This is a genomic window from Campylobacter sp. RM12651, from assembly GCF_022369475.1.
In the GTDB taxonomy this organism is placed as follows: Bacteria; Campylobacterota; Campylobacteria; order Campylobacterales; family Campylobacteraceae; genus Campylobacter_E.
In genome coordinates this window covers 54,545-70,515 of the sequence record NZ_CP059600.1, presented here as the reverse complement: position 1 = coordinate 70,515, position 15,971 = coordinate 54,545, and the positions used below count along the sequence as shown (strand labels likewise).

At 27.5% G+C, this 15,971-nt stretch carries 19 protein-coding genes and 4 tRNA genes; 13 read left to right on the top strand and 10 right to left on the bottom strand.

What is annotated here, in order from left to right; genetic code table 11:
* Positions 1 to 47 precede the first annotated feature (47 nt).
* The 4 genes from AVBRAN_RS00405 to AVBRAN_RS00390 form a co-directional block, all read right to left on the bottom strand.
* A tRNA-Thr gene (locus AVBRAN_RS00405) sits at positions 48 to 122 on the bottom strand.
* Positions 123 to 230: 108 nt separating this feature from the next.
* Positions 231 to 307, bottom strand: a tRNA-Gly gene (locus AVBRAN_RS00400).
* An 8-nt stretch (positions 308 to 315) separates the two neighbouring features.
* Positions 316 to 400 (bottom strand) — tRNA-Tyr (locus tag AVBRAN_RS00395).
* Between the two features lie 56 nt (positions 401 to 456).
* Positions 457 to 532 (bottom strand) — tRNA-Thr (locus AVBRAN_RS00390).
* An 87-nt stretch (positions 533 to 619) separates the two neighbouring features.
* On the opposite strand from AVBRAN_RS00390, the gene yaaA reads away from it, so the two are divergent.
* The 6 genes from yaaA (at position 620) to AVBRAN_RS00360 (ending at position 3,644) form a co-directional block, all read left to right on the top strand.
* Complete coding sequence (gene yaaA / locus AVBRAN_RS00385) at positions 620 to 1,354, top strand: peroxide stress protein YaaA (RefSeq protein WP_214118207.1); 735 nt, start codon at positions 620 to 622, stop codon at positions 1,352 to 1,354.
* 1 nt (position 1,355) lies between these two features.
* Positions 1,356 to 1,580, top strand: coding sequence for a hypothetical protein (locus AVBRAN_RS00380; RefSeq protein ID WP_214118209.1), 225 nt, complete (start codon positions 1,356 to 1,358; stop codon positions 1,578 to 1,580).
* On the top strand, positions 1,577 to 2,173 hold the full coding sequence (locus AVBRAN_RS00375; RefSeq protein WP_239803255.1) for an NAD(P)H-dependent oxidoreductase: 597 nt from the start codon (positions 1,577 to 1,579) through the stop codon (positions 2,171 to 2,173). Before AVBRAN_RS00380 ends, AVBRAN_RS00375 begins: the two co-directional genes overlap by 4 nt.
* Before the next feature lie 137 nt (positions 2,174 to 2,310).
* Positions 2,311 to 2,796 (top strand): hypothetical protein, encoded by a 486-nt coding sequence (locus AVBRAN_RS00370; protein ID WP_239803254.1) that lies wholly within the window; start codon positions 2,311 to 2,313, stop codon positions 2,794 to 2,796.
* Complete coding sequence (locus AVBRAN_RS00365; protein ID WP_239803253.1) at positions 2,786 to 3,097, top strand: hypothetical protein; 312 nt, start codon at positions 2,786 to 2,788, stop codon at positions 3,095 to 3,097. The genes AVBRAN_RS00370 and AVBRAN_RS00365 overlap by 11 nt, the downstream gene beginning before the upstream one ends.
* Positions 3,078 to 3,644, top strand: coding sequence for a hypothetical protein (locus AVBRAN_RS00360; RefSeq protein ID WP_239803252.1), 567 nt, complete (start codon positions 3,078 to 3,080; stop codon positions 3,642 to 3,644). The genes AVBRAN_RS00365 and AVBRAN_RS00360 overlap by 20 nt, the downstream gene beginning before the upstream one ends.
* 38 nt (positions 3,645 to 3,682) lie before the next feature.
* Here the strand turns inward: AVBRAN_RS00360 and AVBRAN_RS00355 are convergent, their stop codons facing one another.
* Both AVBRAN_RS00355 and AVBRAN_RS00350 read right to left on the bottom strand, forming a co-directional pair.
* On the bottom strand, positions 3,683 to 4,381 hold the full coding sequence (locus AVBRAN_RS00355) for an autotransporter outer membrane beta-barrel domain-containing protein (RefSeq protein WP_239803251.1): 699 nt from the start codon (positions 4,379 to 4,381) through the stop codon (positions 3,683 to 3,685).
* 530 nt (positions 4,382 to 4,911) lie between these two features.
* On the bottom strand, positions 4,912 to 6,432 hold the full coding sequence (locus AVBRAN_RS00350; RefSeq protein WP_214149829.1) for a YifB family Mg chelatase-like AAA ATPase: 1,521 nt from the start codon (positions 6,430 to 6,432) through the stop codon (positions 4,912 to 4,914).
* Positions 6,433 to 6,675: 243 nt separating this feature from the next.
* Here AVBRAN_RS00350 and AVBRAN_RS00345 point away from each other — a divergent pair, with 243 nt between their 5' ends.
* From AVBRAN_RS00345 to AVBRAN_RS00335, 4 genes are all read left to right on the top strand, one after another.
* Positions 6,676 to 6,945, top strand: coding sequence for a hypothetical protein (locus AVBRAN_RS00345; protein ID WP_275591997.1), 270 nt, complete (start codon positions 6,676 to 6,678; stop codon positions 6,943 to 6,945).
* Between the two features lie 590 nt (positions 6,946 to 7,535).
* Entirely contained in the window at positions 7,536 to 8,534 is a 999-nt protein-coding gene (locus tag AVBRAN_RS00340; protein ID WP_239803250.1) for a glycosyltransferase family 8 protein, read from the top strand.
* Between the two features lie 7 nt (positions 8,535 to 8,541).
* Positions 8,542 to 8,667, top strand: a complete 126-nt coding sequence (locus AVBRAN_RS10965; protein ID WP_275591985.1) for a glycosyltransferase — start codon at positions 8,542 to 8,544, stop codon at positions 8,665 to 8,667.
* Positions 8,654 to 9,475: a glycosyltransferase gene (locus AVBRAN_RS00335; protein WP_275591984.1), complete on the top strand. Its 822-nt coding sequence runs from the start codon at positions 8,654 to 8,656 to the stop codon at positions 9,473 to 9,475. Before AVBRAN_RS10965 ends, AVBRAN_RS00335 begins: the two co-directional genes overlap by 14 nt.
* Here the strand turns inward: AVBRAN_RS00335 and AVBRAN_RS00330 are convergent.
* Genes AVBRAN_RS00330 through AVBRAN_RS00320 form a run of 3 tightly spaced genes read right to left on the bottom strand, consistent with a single transcriptional unit; the run spans position 9,449 to position 12,256 of the window.
* Positions 9,449 to 10,111 (bottom strand): acylneuraminate cytidylyltransferase family protein, encoded by a 663-nt coding sequence (locus AVBRAN_RS00330; RefSeq protein ID WP_239803249.1) that lies wholly within the window; start codon positions 10,109 to 10,111, stop codon positions 9,449 to 9,451. The two genes, AVBRAN_RS00335 and AVBRAN_RS00330, sit on opposite strands and share 27 nt — an antisense overlap.
* A complete protein-coding gene (gene neuC, locus AVBRAN_RS00325; RefSeq protein WP_239803248.1) occupies positions 10,108 to 11,232 on the bottom strand; it encodes a UDP-N-acetylglucosamine 2-epimerase in 1,125 nt (374 codons plus the stop codon). Before neuC ends, AVBRAN_RS00330 begins: the two co-directional genes overlap by 4 nt.
* The gene (locus tag AVBRAN_RS00320) at positions 11,225 to 12,256 is read right to left on the bottom strand and encodes an N-acetylneuraminate synthase family protein (RefSeq protein WP_239803247.1); all 1,032 of its coding nucleotides are present in this window, start codon (positions 12,254 to 12,256) and stop codon (positions 11,225 to 11,227) included. The genes neuC and AVBRAN_RS00320 overlap by 8 nt, the downstream gene beginning before the upstream one ends.
* A gap of 64 nt (positions 12,257 to 12,320) precedes the next feature.
* On the opposite strand from AVBRAN_RS00320, the gene AVBRAN_RS00315 reads away from it, so the two are divergent.
* From AVBRAN_RS00315 to AVBRAN_RS00305, 3 genes are read left to right on the top strand one after another with little or no spacing between them, the layout of a single operon-like run.
* Complete coding sequence (locus AVBRAN_RS00315; protein WP_239803246.1) at positions 12,321 to 13,124, top strand: alpha-2,3-sialyltransferase; 804 nt, start codon at positions 12,321 to 12,323, stop codon at positions 13,122 to 13,124.
* A gap of 12 nt (positions 13,125 to 13,136) precedes the next feature.
* The gene (galU, locus tag AVBRAN_RS00310) at positions 13,137 to 13,958 is read left to right on the top strand and encodes a UTP--glucose-1-phosphate uridylyltransferase GalU (protein WP_214118246.1); all 822 of its coding nucleotides are present in this window, start codon (positions 13,137 to 13,139) and stop codon (positions 13,956 to 13,958) included.
* Complete coding sequence (locus AVBRAN_RS00305) at positions 13,955 to 15,160, top strand: glucose-6-phosphate isomerase (RefSeq protein WP_239803245.1); 1,206 nt, start codon at positions 13,955 to 13,957, stop codon at positions 15,158 to 15,160. Before galU ends, AVBRAN_RS00305 begins: the two co-directional genes overlap by 4 nt.
* 46 nt (positions 15,161 to 15,206) lie before the next feature.
* Here AVBRAN_RS00305 and AVBRAN_RS00300 read toward each other — a convergent pair whose 3' ends face one another.
* On the bottom strand, positions 15,207 to 15,836 hold the full coding sequence (locus tag AVBRAN_RS00300; RefSeq protein WP_239803244.1) for a c-type cytochrome: 630 nt from the start codon (positions 15,834 to 15,836) through the stop codon (positions 15,207 to 15,209).
* Between the last annotated feature and the right edge of the window lie 135 nt (positions 15,837 to 15,971).

Below are 15,971 nucleotides of genomic sequence, written 5' to 3'. Positions count from 1 at the left end.
TTAATAAAATTAATTACTAGTCTAAAATTATTACCTTTTTGAATAAATGGAGCTCATAGTGGGACTTGAACCCACGACCTCTCCCTTACCAAGGGAGTGCTCTACCTCTGAGCCATACGAGCGCTCAGAAAAATTATAACTTTAGACAACAAATACACTAAAACTTAAACTATTTTTGGAAAAACTTGTGAAGCGATAAAAATTACAGCTCCCAGTTCTTGCAAAAAAGTTGGAGCGGGAAACGAGACTCGAACTCGCGACCCTCAGCTTGGAAGGCTGATGCTCTAGCCAACTGAGCTATTCCCGCATCTATAATGGTGGTGAGTCGTGGATTCGAACCACGGAAGGCAAAGCCAGCAGATTTACAGTCTGCCCTCGTTGGCCACTTGAGTAACTCACCTTTATTTATAAAAATAAAGCCTTTTTTGTTCTGGTCAAACACTGCTAAAAATAAAATGGAGCTGGTTAAGGGACTTGAACCCCCGACCTGCTGCTTACAAGGCAGCTGCTCTACCAACTGAGCTAAACCAGCATAAATCAAAAATGAAAGACGGCATTATATGTAAAAATTTTTCATTTGTCAAGAGTAAGTTATAATTTTTTTAAAAAAAGGAGCAATATGAAAATTTTGTTTTCACCAAGTGAAGAAAAAATAAATAGCTTAAATGCTTGTAATATAGATGAATTAAAGATATTTTTTACTAATTTAAATTTAGACAATCTCTCAATAAAATCTCAATTTAGAAAATCATATATAAAGGAATATATAAATCATTTTGATAATTTAGAATTAATTTTTGGTGTTAAAAATACCCAAAATATATTAAATAATTTCTCTAATAAATTATATAAAGCAATAATTTTATACCAAGGAGTTAGCTATAAAGAATTAGATTACAATAGTTTAAGTAATGAAGAAAAAACATATATTGATGATAATGTAATTATATTTTCCAACCTTTTTGGACCTATTCTTGCAAATGATGAGATACCATTTTATAAACTCAAACAAGGGGTGAAATTAAACAAAATCAACCAAGCTAAAGAATATTTAAAAGATACAACAAATAATCTAAATGAAATAATAAAAGAATTTGCAATTGACCTTAGAGCTGATATTTATAAAGACTATTATCAAATTCAAATTCCACACGCAACTTTTATTTTTATGAAAAATAATAAGCAATTATCTCATAGTTCAAAAGTCTATCGTGGCAGGGTTTTAAGGCTATTAGCACAAAATAATATTACTAATATTAAAGAATTATCTAATATGATTTATACTAATTTTTCTGTAATAAATATAGAAAATATAGAAAATAAAACAATATTTTATATTGATATAAAGGATTAAAATGGGAAGCTTGTATTTACTAGTTATACTAATCGTATTTTTACTGATAGCATTTTTAATTACGCAATATTTCAACGCAAGAATAAATCTATTAAAACAAAAAATATCAGTAATTGATGATAAATTAAACGAAGCAATGAAGCTAATAGAAAGAAATAGATTATTAATAGAAGATAATAAAGAAAATATATTAGCTCAAAAAAAAGCTAGAAAGGACGAAGAATGAATTATTTGCACTTATTAAAAACTCGTTTTGCTTGTAAAGAATTTAATAACGAAAAAGTTTCTCAAGCAAAAATCAATGTTATTTTAGAAGCTGGAGTTTTAAGCCCTAGCTCATTAGGGCTTGAGCCTTGGACTTTTTATGTTTTACAAAATCCTGAAAACATTGAAAAATTAAAACAATTTTGTAATTCTAAAAGACAATTTGAAACTTGTGCTTTTGCTGTAATTGTAGCTGCAAAAAATAATTTTGACCCAAAGGGTGGCGTAGTTCAAAATGCGCTTAAAAGAAGAGAAGATTTTGATAAAGTTTATGAATTATATTCGCCTTATCTAAAGCGTTTAGAAACTAGAAACGCTCACGAATATGGAGCTTTACAATGTTATATAGCAGCTACAAATATGGTAAATTGTGCTCATACTTTAGGCGTTGATTCTTGCATTATCGGAGGATACGATGAAGCACCGATTAATGAAGAATTTTTACCAAAAGATGAGTTTTGTGCTTTAGTTTTAACTTTTGGCTATAGAGCAAACGGACAACCAAAACATAAAAAAATGAGATTTTCATTTAACGAAAAAGTAAAATTTATATAAATCTTACGAAATAGGAAAATTCAAATTCCTATTTCAAATTCTACAATTTTTTTTAAGCATTTTAAATAGTTTTAAGCATAAATTAAGAATGGGGGGGGGTATTATCTCGTTTTTATTTTATTTTAAAAGGATTAAAAATGAATGCGACGATTTTATTCTCTTCAATTCAAGACAAGTTGCCTAAAAAAATAGGTAGATTTAGAAAATTTCTCATAAAAAATATAAAGTCATCAGAACCTATTATGAGTAATGAAGAATTATTAAAAAAACTAGAAAGTTTAAGCGAGACAGAGCTTAACGAAGTTGCTAAAATACTAAAAAAAGACAAGCTTGATAGTCCTGTTACTTGCTTTTGGCTTTATAATCTATTATTAGGTTGTTATGGTGTAGCTTGGTTTAGAATTAATATGTTTTCGGTAGGTTGTATGAAATTAATTTTATTAATAATAGCATCTAATCTCAAGGAAATAAATCCAGAGATATCGGGTATTTTAGATTTAGACAAATTCATTGCTTTTTGGTGCCTATTTGATTTATTTATAATAGGTGCAATTTTAAGAAATAAAAACTTAGAAAAGGTTAATAATATCATAGACTTAGTAAGGGCAAGAAATGCAAATTAAAAAGCCTTTTATTGATAGTAAAAACTATCCTTTCAAACTAATTTATAAAGATAAATATTTTGAAGTAGTAGTCGGTGAAGCACAGACAAATAAGGGTGAATTATCAATAGGGATAAGGACAAATTATTTTCCTAAGAATAATTTTCACAATGATTGTTATTTTATTTTCCCATCGCATTTTGGCGTTGAGTTTTTAAAATTATTTATATTAGACAATAACCCAAATAATGAAAATATCTCTCAAGCTATTGCAAAAATATTTGAAGATAATAGGAGTAACAATGAAAAAAATAATAATTAGTTTATTTTTAAACACATATTTAAGTGCTTTTAATTTTTCTTTTTTTGATAATACACCAAAATGCAATGATGAAGTAGCACTTGAAGCCCTAGAAGAGCTTATAAGAGAAAATGCTCCTGAAGTAATATTTAAATATGGCGTTATTAAAGCATTTCAAGATGAAGTAGAAAATACGATAATTAAAGTGCGAGAGTTTAAAGATTATGATTATTCATATAATGGTAATTTTGCTGAAAGCTACGCAGCAAATGCTTATAAACCCGTAATTGATTTATTGAATCAAATAATAAAATATGTAAGCACTAATGTTAAGATGGATTTTTCTAGCTTTGTAACACTAAAAAACGAAGATGATAGAGTAAGATATTGTAATGCTAATTTGAAATTTGTTTATCCAACTATGCCAAATGAATTAAGCAGTAAAATAACAGATGGCAAGATAAAAGGCATAGTTGTGAATGGTGGAGAAAACGAAACTACAATAAAATATAAAACTTATTACACAGATGATAAAGAGCAAGTTTATGTAGAGCTAATTGATTATTAAAATATTTTTACTCAAACCTTTAAAGGCTTGAGTAAATTTTAAAATTTATAGCTTAGTTCAAAACCAGCTTTACCACCATGACCGAATAAAGTATTTTCATAGCCAAATTTTACTCCTGCATAAGTATTATTTGCAAAAGTATAACCAAGTCTTAAATCAACTTCAGGCGAAAAGCGTTTTGTAAAATCTACTTTTTTTGCAAAATATTTAAGATATACACCACTGCTCATTGTAAAATTATTCTCAAATTGTTTTCTAGCTGCAACACCAGCCTTTAAAAACATTGAATTATCTTTTTCACTAGAGCTTAAATCTACTATTGTAGTAGCATTACCAAGTGTTGCACTAAAGTTACTAGCAGTATATTTTGCGTTTTCATAACCTAGACCACCTAAAAATGACAAAGATACATCATTGCCAACCAAGATTCCGTATCCAGCTAAAGCTTGTAAACTAAATGCTTTTACCTTTACACTAGCCTTAACTTCTACATTTTCTTCAATAGCTTTAATATTGCTTTTGTAATGTGAATATCCTAATTTTGCATCATAAACGAAATTATTTTCACCTTCACTATAAAATTTATTTGCATATATTTCATAGTGATAAATTCCTTTATCTTCTATATCAAAACCTTCAGCATTTTTAGTATCAGCATTCGAACCATAAAAACCAAAACCAACAAAATTGCTTGCAAAAGCATTTACACAAATTAACGAAAAAACTAATTTTTTCATAATATCTCCTAAAATAATTTTAAAAATATAATAATACCCCCCCCCACTCTTAATAAAAGCTTAAAAATAAAATTATTAAAACCAATTTTTAAGGAATTTAATTATTTATTATTTTAGAATCACAAAAATTTTTAAGCAAAATAATGAGCTAAAAATACTAAAAATATGGGACAAAAATTTGCCAAAAAGCACGAAATCATAAATAATTTCAAAGCTTGTTATATCTTTTGGACGATTATTGTGAATTAATAAAAAAAGATGAAACAAATTACTCTTATCAAAACTTAGTATCAGCAATACAAAAAGCTAAAAATTAATTCAAGAACTTGAAAGAGATTTTAACGAAGTTATATCTAAAGAAAATCTTGATTTAGAAAAATATAATTTATATAACAAAAAGAAAAATTAATTTATTCTCTGCTTTAAAAGGTATGAAAAGTATTGTATGTGATAATCAATTGTTAGATTATTGATTTAACTTTAACTACTAATTTTAAATTCTTTAAAACTAAAGAATTTAAAATCAAAATCTAATGTTTTGCTCTATATCTAAAAGATAAAGCTATTTTTATATCTTTTTCGTTTATTTTTAATCTCTCTTCAAAATCAGCCAAAGACCTAGCAACCTTTAAAACCTTATTAGCAGCCCTAGCACTTAAATGATAATTATTAATAGCTTTGTTAAAAATATCTCTTGCACTATCTTCTAAAATGCAGTATTTTTTAATATCTTCATCGCTTAATTTACCATTAAATTCATCTTGCTTTCTTATCTCTTTTTGAAAGATAAAAGCCTTTAAAATCTCATCAGCTAAATCCTTGCTACTAACACTTGCTTTTGCGTTCATATCAACCTCATCAACCGCCACATATAAATCAATTCTATCATAAATCGGCTCTGAAATCTTGCTTTTATACCTTATAATATCACGCTCAAGGCATTTGCAATTTTGCTCTTTTTTAAAGAGATTTCCGCAAGGGCAAGGATTTAAGGCTGATATGAATAAGAATTTAGTTTTATAAGATATTTTTGAATTAACCCTTGAAATATTGATTAGATTATCTTCTAAAGGCTCTCTTAGGCTTTCTATAATTTGCTTATTAAAATAAGTAAATTCATCAAAAAACAAAACCCCATTATTTGCCAAAGCAATTTCGCCTATCCTAGCATTTTTAGTCCCACCACCTAAAATTGAGCTAATAGTTGAGCTTCTATGCGGACTTCTAAAGCTTCTAATAGACGAAAAATCAAGCTTCTCACCATTTAAGCTCCTATAAGCATTATTTTCTAAAATCTCATCAACGCTAAGTGGTGGCATTATATAAACTAGCCTTTTAGCGCACATACTTTTACCACTTCCAGGTGAGCCTTCTAGCATAATATTGTGCATTCCTAAAGCTGCTATTTTACAAGCTAATTTTGCTTGTTCTTGACCCCTAATGTCTATAAAATCTAGTGGGTAATTTGTATTTTTTATATAACTTTTATTATTGATTTTGATTAAAGAATTAAAAATATTTTCATTATAGTTTATTCTGAATTTTTCCTTATCTTCGCTAGTAAAAAACTCAAAAGCTTCAAGTAAATTCCCGACAGCATAACACTGCAAATTATAAATCAAACTAACTTCATTTGCTAAGTCTTTAGGCACTAAAACCTTAGAATTTGGCTTAAATCTAGCTAAAAATAATAAAATAGAAAAAAGCCCCGAAGTGCTTTTAATATCCCCATTTAACCCAAGCTCTCCGAATACATAATAATCATTATCTAAATCTTTTTCATAAAAATATACTAAAAGCGCAATTGCTAAATCAAAATAACTACCATTTTTAGGAATATCTGATGGGCTTAAATTTATTACGATTTTTTTACAAGGCATTGTAAAATCATCAAGATTAGCAAAAGCTGATTTTATCCTATCTACACTTTCTTTGATACTAGTGCTTGCTAATCCTACGATATTAAAGGCAGGTAAGCCCTTTGACATCATTGCTTCAATATTTATTATATTTAATTCATTTGTGTAAATTGCTGATTTTATATTTTTCATATTTTTACCTTTTCTTTAGAATACTTTAAGTTTATTAATATATACTCGCAATTCGTTTTCTTTGTGTGATTTTTTAAGCCTAAGAGCTTAAGTTTAAAATTTCACACAAGGAGAAGCTATGAAAAATTATTTTTCATAATTTGTTTAACGCAAATTATATTTGCGAAAGTTCTTATTCAAGGTGCTCTTCCAGAAGAGACTGATGTTTTAATCAATGTTTTAGAAAATAAGTAAGAAGAAAGAATTGGTTCTTATCTATTCTACTCAGGAACAATCAACGGAAAAGATGTTGTTATATCAAGAACATTAGTTGGTATGACTAATGCTGCAGCTACAACTAGTATAGGAATATTAAAATATAAACCTACTATCATAATAAATCAAGGAACAGCAGGAGCTCATGATTTAGGTTTAAAAGTAGGAGATATTGTATTAGCTAGTAAAATATATAAAGTTGGTTCATACTATAATCCTTGTGGAAAAATCCCTATGAAATCTCTATTACCCTATTAGTTCCAGCAACAACACAAAAATCTATTACTTATGATAAAGAGCCTTGACAAGACAATACAGCAAAGTAAGTAGAAGCAAGTTATTTTACAAGTGATGAAAATTTGTTAGAACAAGCTTATGAATTTGCAAAAACTACTAATTATAAGACAATTAAAAGTGTGATTGCAACAGCGGATGCATATAAAAAGAAACAAAAAATGATTGAATGGGTTATATAAACTTATGGCTCAAGTACTGAATAAATGAAAAGTGTAACAGTCGCTCAGGTAACAAAGGCTTTTGATATACATTTTATAGGGATTAGAATAATATCAAATGTGGAACCTAGAAAATAAAGTTTTGATGAAAAAACAGTTACAAAATGCCAAGAATTTGTAATTGAGTATCTAAAAACATTAAAATAATATAAAAAGAATTGGAAAGCATATTTCAAATTCTTAAAAACTATTCTTTTATATCTAATTTTAAAGCTTCTTTTATTTAATCAAATCGTGTTATTATTGCTAGTAAGTAACAACTGTTGCTTTTTGAATAACACATAAATAATATTTATAATTTAAAATTTTAATATCAATTTAAAAGGATTGTTAATGAAACCTTTATTTCAGCATAAAATAGGAATCTGTTTTGCAATAAACGAAACATTTTTAAATCAAATGATTGTATCATTACAAAGCATTATAGATAACCTAAATCACGATAATCAATACGACATATTAATTTTAAATGATAGTAGAAATGAAATCAAAAAAAGAACTATAAAAGCTTTTTATGAGAAAGAAAATATTTCAATAAGATTTATTTCATTAGATAATAATTTAAAAGAAAAACTTAAAGATTGTAATGAGTACTGTGGCGATTCTAGTTTAAGCACTTATTATAGATTATTTATAAGTGATATATTTACTAATTTTCAACATATTATATATTTAGATGCTGATACAGTAGTGCTAGATGATATAAGCAAGTTATATAAAAAATGCGATGATAATTATTTATTTGCTGCTTGCGTAGATAACAAATATTCATGTTATATGAAAAGAGTATCAAAAATCACACCATTTCAAATAAATTCATGGTTTAATGCTGGAGTAATGATTTTTAATATAGATAAATGTAGAAATATGAACCTGTCAAAACTAGCGTTAGATGTAAATGAAAAATACAAAGAATGTAAAACAATAAACGATGAAATAATGCTTAACCTAATAGCTCTAGAAAATAAAACACTTATAAAACAACTTGACCTAAAATGGAATTGTCTAAATATAGATTACTTTCAAAACCCTGACAAGGATTATATATCAAAAATAGGTGACAAACCAAGCTTAATACATTATGTAGGCACAAAACCTTTTCAAAATGTAAAAACAGGTGGTCTTATACAAAACCACTCTCAAATTTATGGGGGGGGGCAAATTTGGTGGACTTATGCAAGAAGATCGCTTGCATATGAAGAGTTTTTAGATACCTTTATAGAATATAAGACAAGCATTAAATTGCCTAAAATTTTTGTTAGGTTTATCACGTTGTTTATTTACTCAAAACAAAATAGAAAAGCTTTTCGTAGCAAATATACGTTAATGTAAGGAAAAAATGAAAATATCAATAATTATGGCAACATACAATAAAGAAAAATATATACTTCGTGCACTAAATAGTTGCCTAAATCAAACATATAAAAATATTGAAATTTTGGTAATTGATGATGGGGGGGGATAACAGCATTAAAATCGCAAAAAACATACAGAAAAAAGATAATAGAATAAAAATTATACAAAATCATTCAAATTTAAAAACACTCTACGCAAAACTAGAGGGAATAAAATATTCTACTGGTGATATTGTAACATTCTTGGATCCTGATGATGAATTAGAATTAAATGCTTGCGAAGAAGTGGTTAAACTTATGTCTCAAAATATAGATATTGCTATAGGTGGTCTATGCACAATATATAACAATCATAAAAAGTTTAAAATTATAAAAAACCAAATCCTAAAACCAAAAACATATAAATCAAATTTAGATAGCTGGCAACTTTGTGCAAAATTTTTTAGAAAAAACGTTTTATTCCAAGCTAGGGCAATGCTTTTAAATCAACAAATAAAATCAGTATGTATGTTAGATGATGGAATACTATCAGTTGCGATAATATTAAGTGATTTAAGATATATTAGTTTTACAAATGCGACATTTTATAAATACTACAAAAACGAAACAAGCATAACAATTGATAATTCAAACTATAGAATGAATGAGAATCTAAAAGATATTAAAATTCTTTTAAAATTTATAAAAAATAATTATAATCAATTTATTGATTATAGACTTTATAGAACATTTGTAAAAATATATACAGACATACTACGCAACACAAAAAAATATAATAAAAATAAAATGAAAAAACTACATTTCTTATATTTATTTCGGTTTTACAATACACACAAACTAAAAAATATAAATACTTTTAGAATATACCTAAAAATTTGCTCAAAACATATTTTACAACAAATGCTCAAAAATTTTTAAATCCCACTCAGTATCTATATCAAGTGAATGAGATTTTTCCATAATAAAAGCTATTTCGTTATCATTAAAACTTGTATTCTCATCTAAGTCTTTAATATAATTTATATAAATAGCTCCATTAATTTTATAGTTTTTCTTAAAATCTTGACGTCTTATTGTGCTATTTTGCTCTACTATTTTTTCCAATATACCTTCACTAATAGTTCTTAATAAAACAACATTATCACCTTCACATACACTAGCTACACTTTTTTTATGTTTTAAAAAAGTCTCATATGCACCTCTGATATCTTCGGCATCTCTAAGCGGTGAAGTTGGTTGTAAAATTATTAAAACATTAAATATTTTACCTATTTTTCTATATTCATCTAAAACCTCTAAAACACAATCTAAAGTTTTAGCTGTATCGCTACTTGTCTTCTCATTACGCAAAAACGGCACACTTGCACCATATTTTTTAGCAATACTCGCATATTCTATACTATCAGTAGACACCATTATTTCATCAAAAATTTCAGATTTAATAGCTGCACTGATCGTATATGCCATTAAAGGAATTTTATTTACTAATCTAATGTTTTTGTCTTTTACACCTTTACTACCACTTCTTGCCGGAATAATTGCTAAAACCTTCATAAATCATTGAACCTTTTTTGCAAATTAATTTTCCAAGTCTTTTTATTATTTAAAATTTTAAGAAATTCACCTGCACAATTTCCACTACTAAAAGAATTATCTTTATTTTTTATATTAAAATTATGTGTTTTAATAAAATCAAGTAATTGCATATCATCTGATTTAAATGTTTTTATATATTTTATATTTTCTTTTACTCTTGAATTTTGCCTTGAACCTATATTTATACAATAAGTCCCATATACTCTAGCTTCTCTAATACCAGCTGAACTATTTCCTATAATAAATTCAGCATATTTTAAAAGTGTTAAAAATTTTTCAAATTTAATTGATGGAAATAATTTAAATTTTGAATTAGTTTTTAACTTCTTTAATTCATTTAAAATAATATCACTACCCAAATCATTATTCGGATATATACAAATATAGTTTTTATTACTATTAATTAATAGTTGAATTAAATTCTCAACTTGATATTGCATAGAATTAACTTCAGTTGTAACAGGATGAAATGAAAATATTGCATAATCTTTAAAATCTATACCATAATATTTTTTAACATCTTCTAAAGTTGGTAAATCATCGCTTAGCATTACATCAATATCAGCCGAACCTATTATAAAAATAGCATTTTCATCTTCTCCTAATTGAATGAGCCTAGCTTTAGCCTCATCATTTGCGACAAAATGTATATGAGATAGTTTAGTAACTGAGTGTCTTATACTATCATCTATAGTGCCACTTTTTTCTCCACCTTCAATATGTGCTACTAAAATATTATTAAATGCCCCAACAATAGCTCCACCTAACGCCTCTGGTCTATCCCCGTGAATTACTATCATGTCAGGTTTATACGAACTTACAAACTCGCTAAAATCACTTATAAAATGGGATAAATTAATATCAGTTTTATTTGTTTCATATTTTTTTGCTAAATATAAATTTGAAAATCCGTCTTTAATAATCTCTTTATAAGTGCTTCCAAATTGCTCTAGTAAATGCATACCGCAAGCATAAATCATATAAGAAAAGTCATAGCACTTATCAATCTCTTTTATAAGTGGTTTAATCTTTCCCCAATCAGCTCTAGTTCCACTTACAAAAAGTATTTTTTTACTCATTTATCATATCCCAAGTTATATGAGTGTCGTTTTCTATATCACATTTTGCTTTTTTACCCAATAAACTCTCATAATACTCAGCTAGTATCTCACCTGTTCCAGGGCGTTTTACCCAAAGATTATCTACGCTAAACACTTCTCCTTTTTTAATAGGCTTTATACTTACGCAAGTTGCAAACGCAAAATCAATGGTAACTTTTTCTTCTTTAGCTGCTTCTTTTTTGCCACCTTTCATTTGATGAAGTTCTTTTGCAGCATTTACAAGCTCTCTTGCTTCATTTTCATCCATAGAACAAACTATATCTTCTCCAACTCTATTTTTATGATCGGTAAAATGTCTTTCAATTATTGTTGCCCCTAAAGCAATAGCTGCAATTGATGAGTTATTGTTTAAAGTATGATCGCTAAGTCCAATTTCTAAATCAGGGAATTCTCTCATCATCTCTTGCATAGCCCCAAGCCTTACTAACTGTGGTGGTGTTGGATAAAGATTTGTAGTATGAAGTAATGCAATAGGGGTATTCTCATCTTTAAAAATCTTCACAGCTTTTTTAATAGAAGCTATATCATTCATGCCTGTTGATATAATTGTCGGTTTATGAAAGCTAGCAATTAATTTTAAAAGTGGGTAATTATTCATCTCGCCAGAACCTATTTTATATGCACTTACTCCAAAACTCTCTAATCTAAGAGCTGCTGCACGGCTAAATGGGGTTGATATAAAAATCATACCTTTACTTTCTACATATTTTTTAAGCTCTAGTTCATCAACTTCATTTAAGGCACATCTAGCCATAATATCATATATGCTATCGTTTGAGTTTCCTGGAATTACCTTCTTAGCTTCTTTACTCATCTCATCTTCTACTATATGGGTTTGATGTTTTACAACTTCAATTCCTGCACGATGAGCCGCATCTACCATTTGTTTAGCTACTTCTAAACTACCACCATGATTAATACCAATTTCCGCAATAATTAGAGCTGGATGATTTGTATCTATAATTCTATTTAAAATTTGCATTTTAAACCTTTTATTTTTATTTTAGATATTATAATATATCATAGATTATAAAAGGATTTAATTTATGATTGATTTTAAAAGAGACAGCGATAATTTAATTGTAGCGGGAAATGGACCTAGCCTCAAAAACATAGACTTAAATTCATTACCCAATGATTTTGATGTTTTTAGATGTAATCAATTCTATTGCGAAGATAGATATTATATTGGAAAAAATATAAAATTAGTAATGTTTAATCCAATAGTTATTCATCACCAAATAAGAACAATTCATGAAATTATTAAAAGAAATGAATACAAAATCGAAAACATATGTTTAAACTATATAAATAATAATTGGGATACCAATTTTTGTTTAAACAAGTTTAAAAGCAAAATGCCTTTTGTATATATATTAAAAGATATTTTAGATAAGCAAATTCTAAAAGATGTATGCTTATTTGACGAATTTGATAACTTAAGACCAACTTCTGGAGTTTTATTAATGTTGCTTGGAAAATCGCTAGGGTACAAAAATATATATTTTATTGGTATGGATTTTGCATTAAACAACAATCAAGAACAAATGATTTATATTGAAAATAGCAATATATGCAATACAGTTTATAAAAATAATAATATAACAAACTTTATGGATGAATTGCATAATTCTAAATATGATTTATCCTTAATTAATAAATTTAACTTTATACCACTAAGAACAACCAATGAGTTATTAGCTGAAAAAAAAATAGATTATATAAATGATTTTATATTAGAACGTAATCTATCATTTGATAAAAAAGCAAATTATTTAAAAACAATAGAAAAATATTTAAGACGTAAAATAAAGAAAAAACTAGGTTTTAAAAAATATCAACAATTTTAAAAAGGAAGAAAGATGATAAAAACTTGCATATTTCCAGCAGCAGGTTATGGAACTAGATTTTTACCTGCAACAAAAACTTTACCTAAAGAAATGCTACCTATTTTAGATAAGCCATTAATCCACTATGCTATGGAAGAAGCTATTGAAGCAGGACTTACAAATATAGGTATTATTACAGGCAGAACAAAAAGAGCTTTAGAAGATTATTTTGATATATCTTATGAGATTGAAGACGCAATAAAAGGCAGTGAAAAAGAAAAATTACTTGATGATGTTCGTAGGCAAATGGAAGTATGTAACTTCACATTTACTAGACAAAGAAAAATGAATGGATTAGGCGATGCTATAAATTGTGCTAAAAATATGGTTAGTAATGAACCTTTTGGGGTAATTTTAGCAGATGACTTGTGTGTAAATGATGCTTGTGGTGTAATGAGCCAAATGGTAAAAGCATATGAAAAATATCGTTGCAGTATTGTTGCACTTATGGAGGTTCCAAATAAAGATACTAAAAAATATGGGATTATTGAAGGCGTAAAATTAGAAGATAATATTTACAAAATCACAGATATGGTTGAAAAACCAGACCCAAAAGACGCAAAAACAAATCTAGCAATTATTGGAAGATATATTCTAACCCCTGATATTTTTGATATTTTAGATAATACCAAACCTGGTCGTGGTGGAGAAATTCAAATTACTGATGCTCTTAATACTCAAGCAAAAGAAGGTAGATGTATAGGATTAGTATTTAGTGGTCTTAGATTTGATTGTGGTAGTGTAGAAGGTTTTTTTGAGGCGACTAAATACTTTTATGAAAGAGATTACAAATGATTACCTATCAAGAGTATTTTGAAAAAACTTCGCAAGAAAACATAAGCCTTTATCTAAAAAGAATGAATGAAGAAAGGCAAAGTGGCGAAGTTGGGTTTTATGATTTGCCTTTAGAATTTGATTTAGGAATTTCAAAACTTCAAAAAGTAAAAGAAAAATTTACTAACAAAAGTCATTTTATAGTTATTGGAATGGGTGGAAGTAGTGTTGGCACTAGGGCGATTACGAGTTTTTTGGGGATAAAAAATATTGATTATTTAGACAATATTTCAAGTACTCTTTTTAATGAAATATTAGAAAAAATTGACCTTGAAAAAACGCTTTTCATATTAGTATCAAAATCTGGAAATACAATTGAATGTATAAGTTATTTTAGGATTTTGCTTGATGTTTTAGGTTTAAATGTAGATGATTTAAAGCATCACTTAATAGGAATTTGTATGCAAAATACCAAATTTTATGAGTTTTTAAAGACAAATGAAATAACGCATTTTGATATAGAAGAAAATGTTAGCGGTAGATTTTCAGTGCTTAGTAATGTTGGACTTGTGCCGTTATTTTTAGCAGGGGCTAATGTTGATGAACTTATCAAAGGTGCTAAAGATTGTATGAACGAGCAAAAAACAAAAGAACATATACTTAATCTAGCCTACACGCTAAGCACAAAAATGATAAATAAAAATTATGTTTTATTCACTTATTGTGAAGAATTACGCCATTTTAACGAATGGTTCGTTCAACTTGTAGCCGAAAGTCTTGGGAAATTTAAAGAATATAAACGCGTAGGACTTACACCAATTAGTCTGATAGGACCAAAAGACCAGCATTCGTTTTTACAACTCATAATTGAAGGGCCAAAAGATAAATTCGTAGAATTTATCCGTATAAAACCAAATCCAAATAGCCCCAAAATAAAGCACATAAAAGGACTTGAAAATCTTGAAAATCAAAGCGTAGGACATAGTTTAGATGAGCTACTTTACGCTCAAAGCAAATCGTGTCTTGATGCGATAAAAGCTGAAGGAATAGAAACAAGTCTAATTGAGCTTGATAGCAAAAGTGCTTATAATATCGGATATTTAATATACTATTATGAGTTATTAGTTGGTGCTTGTGGGCTTATGATAGGCATTAGCACTTACGATCAACCTGGTGTTGAAAGTGCAAAAAAACTTCTAAAAATATTATTAACTACAAAATAATCATAAAATAAAATTAGGAATTTCAAATTCCTAATTTTTAATTATCTTATAAAGTCTTAATGTATTTAGCTAAAGCTTTAAAATCTTCATCATTTAGATTTTTTACTTGTAATTGCATAGTTTTTTGAGATTTACCACCAAAAGTTCCCGCCTTATATCCACTTAAAGCTTCATAAATTTCGCTCTCACTTAAAGTATTTATTACAACTTCAGCCCCAGGAGCTAATTTTTCTGCATTTTTTCCATGACAGGCAATACATTTTTTAAATAAAGTCGCCGCATCAGTTTTTAAAACATTTTCAACACTACTACTAACCTTATCAATGCCATCAGTAATTGCTTTAGCTGCACTATCTGTGCTTTCTTTTATCGTATTTGCAACTTCATTAGTGCTTTCTTTTAAATTATTAGCAACGCTTTTTGTAGTATCACTAATGCTATCTACTGCAGAATTTATCATAGGTTCAACTTGATTTGCAGCAGTATTTATATGTTCATCAACCTTTGTTGCTACATTATCTACAATTGTATTTATTTTCTTAGCCACTTCTTCAGTGCTTGATTTTACATTTTGACTAAGCTCTTGAGCTGGTTTTTGCTCTTCTTTTTTATCATTACAACCTGTTTGGATTATTAAAGCACTAATTGCTGCTAAACTTAAAAATATTTTTTTCATATTTTCTCCTTAAATAAATTAAAAGGCAAAATACTAGCATTTTTTAATAATTGTAATATTAAAATAAAAAATTAATTTATTATATATTATTTTATATAATAAGCTTTTAAATTCAGTCTTATTAAAGATTTTTTA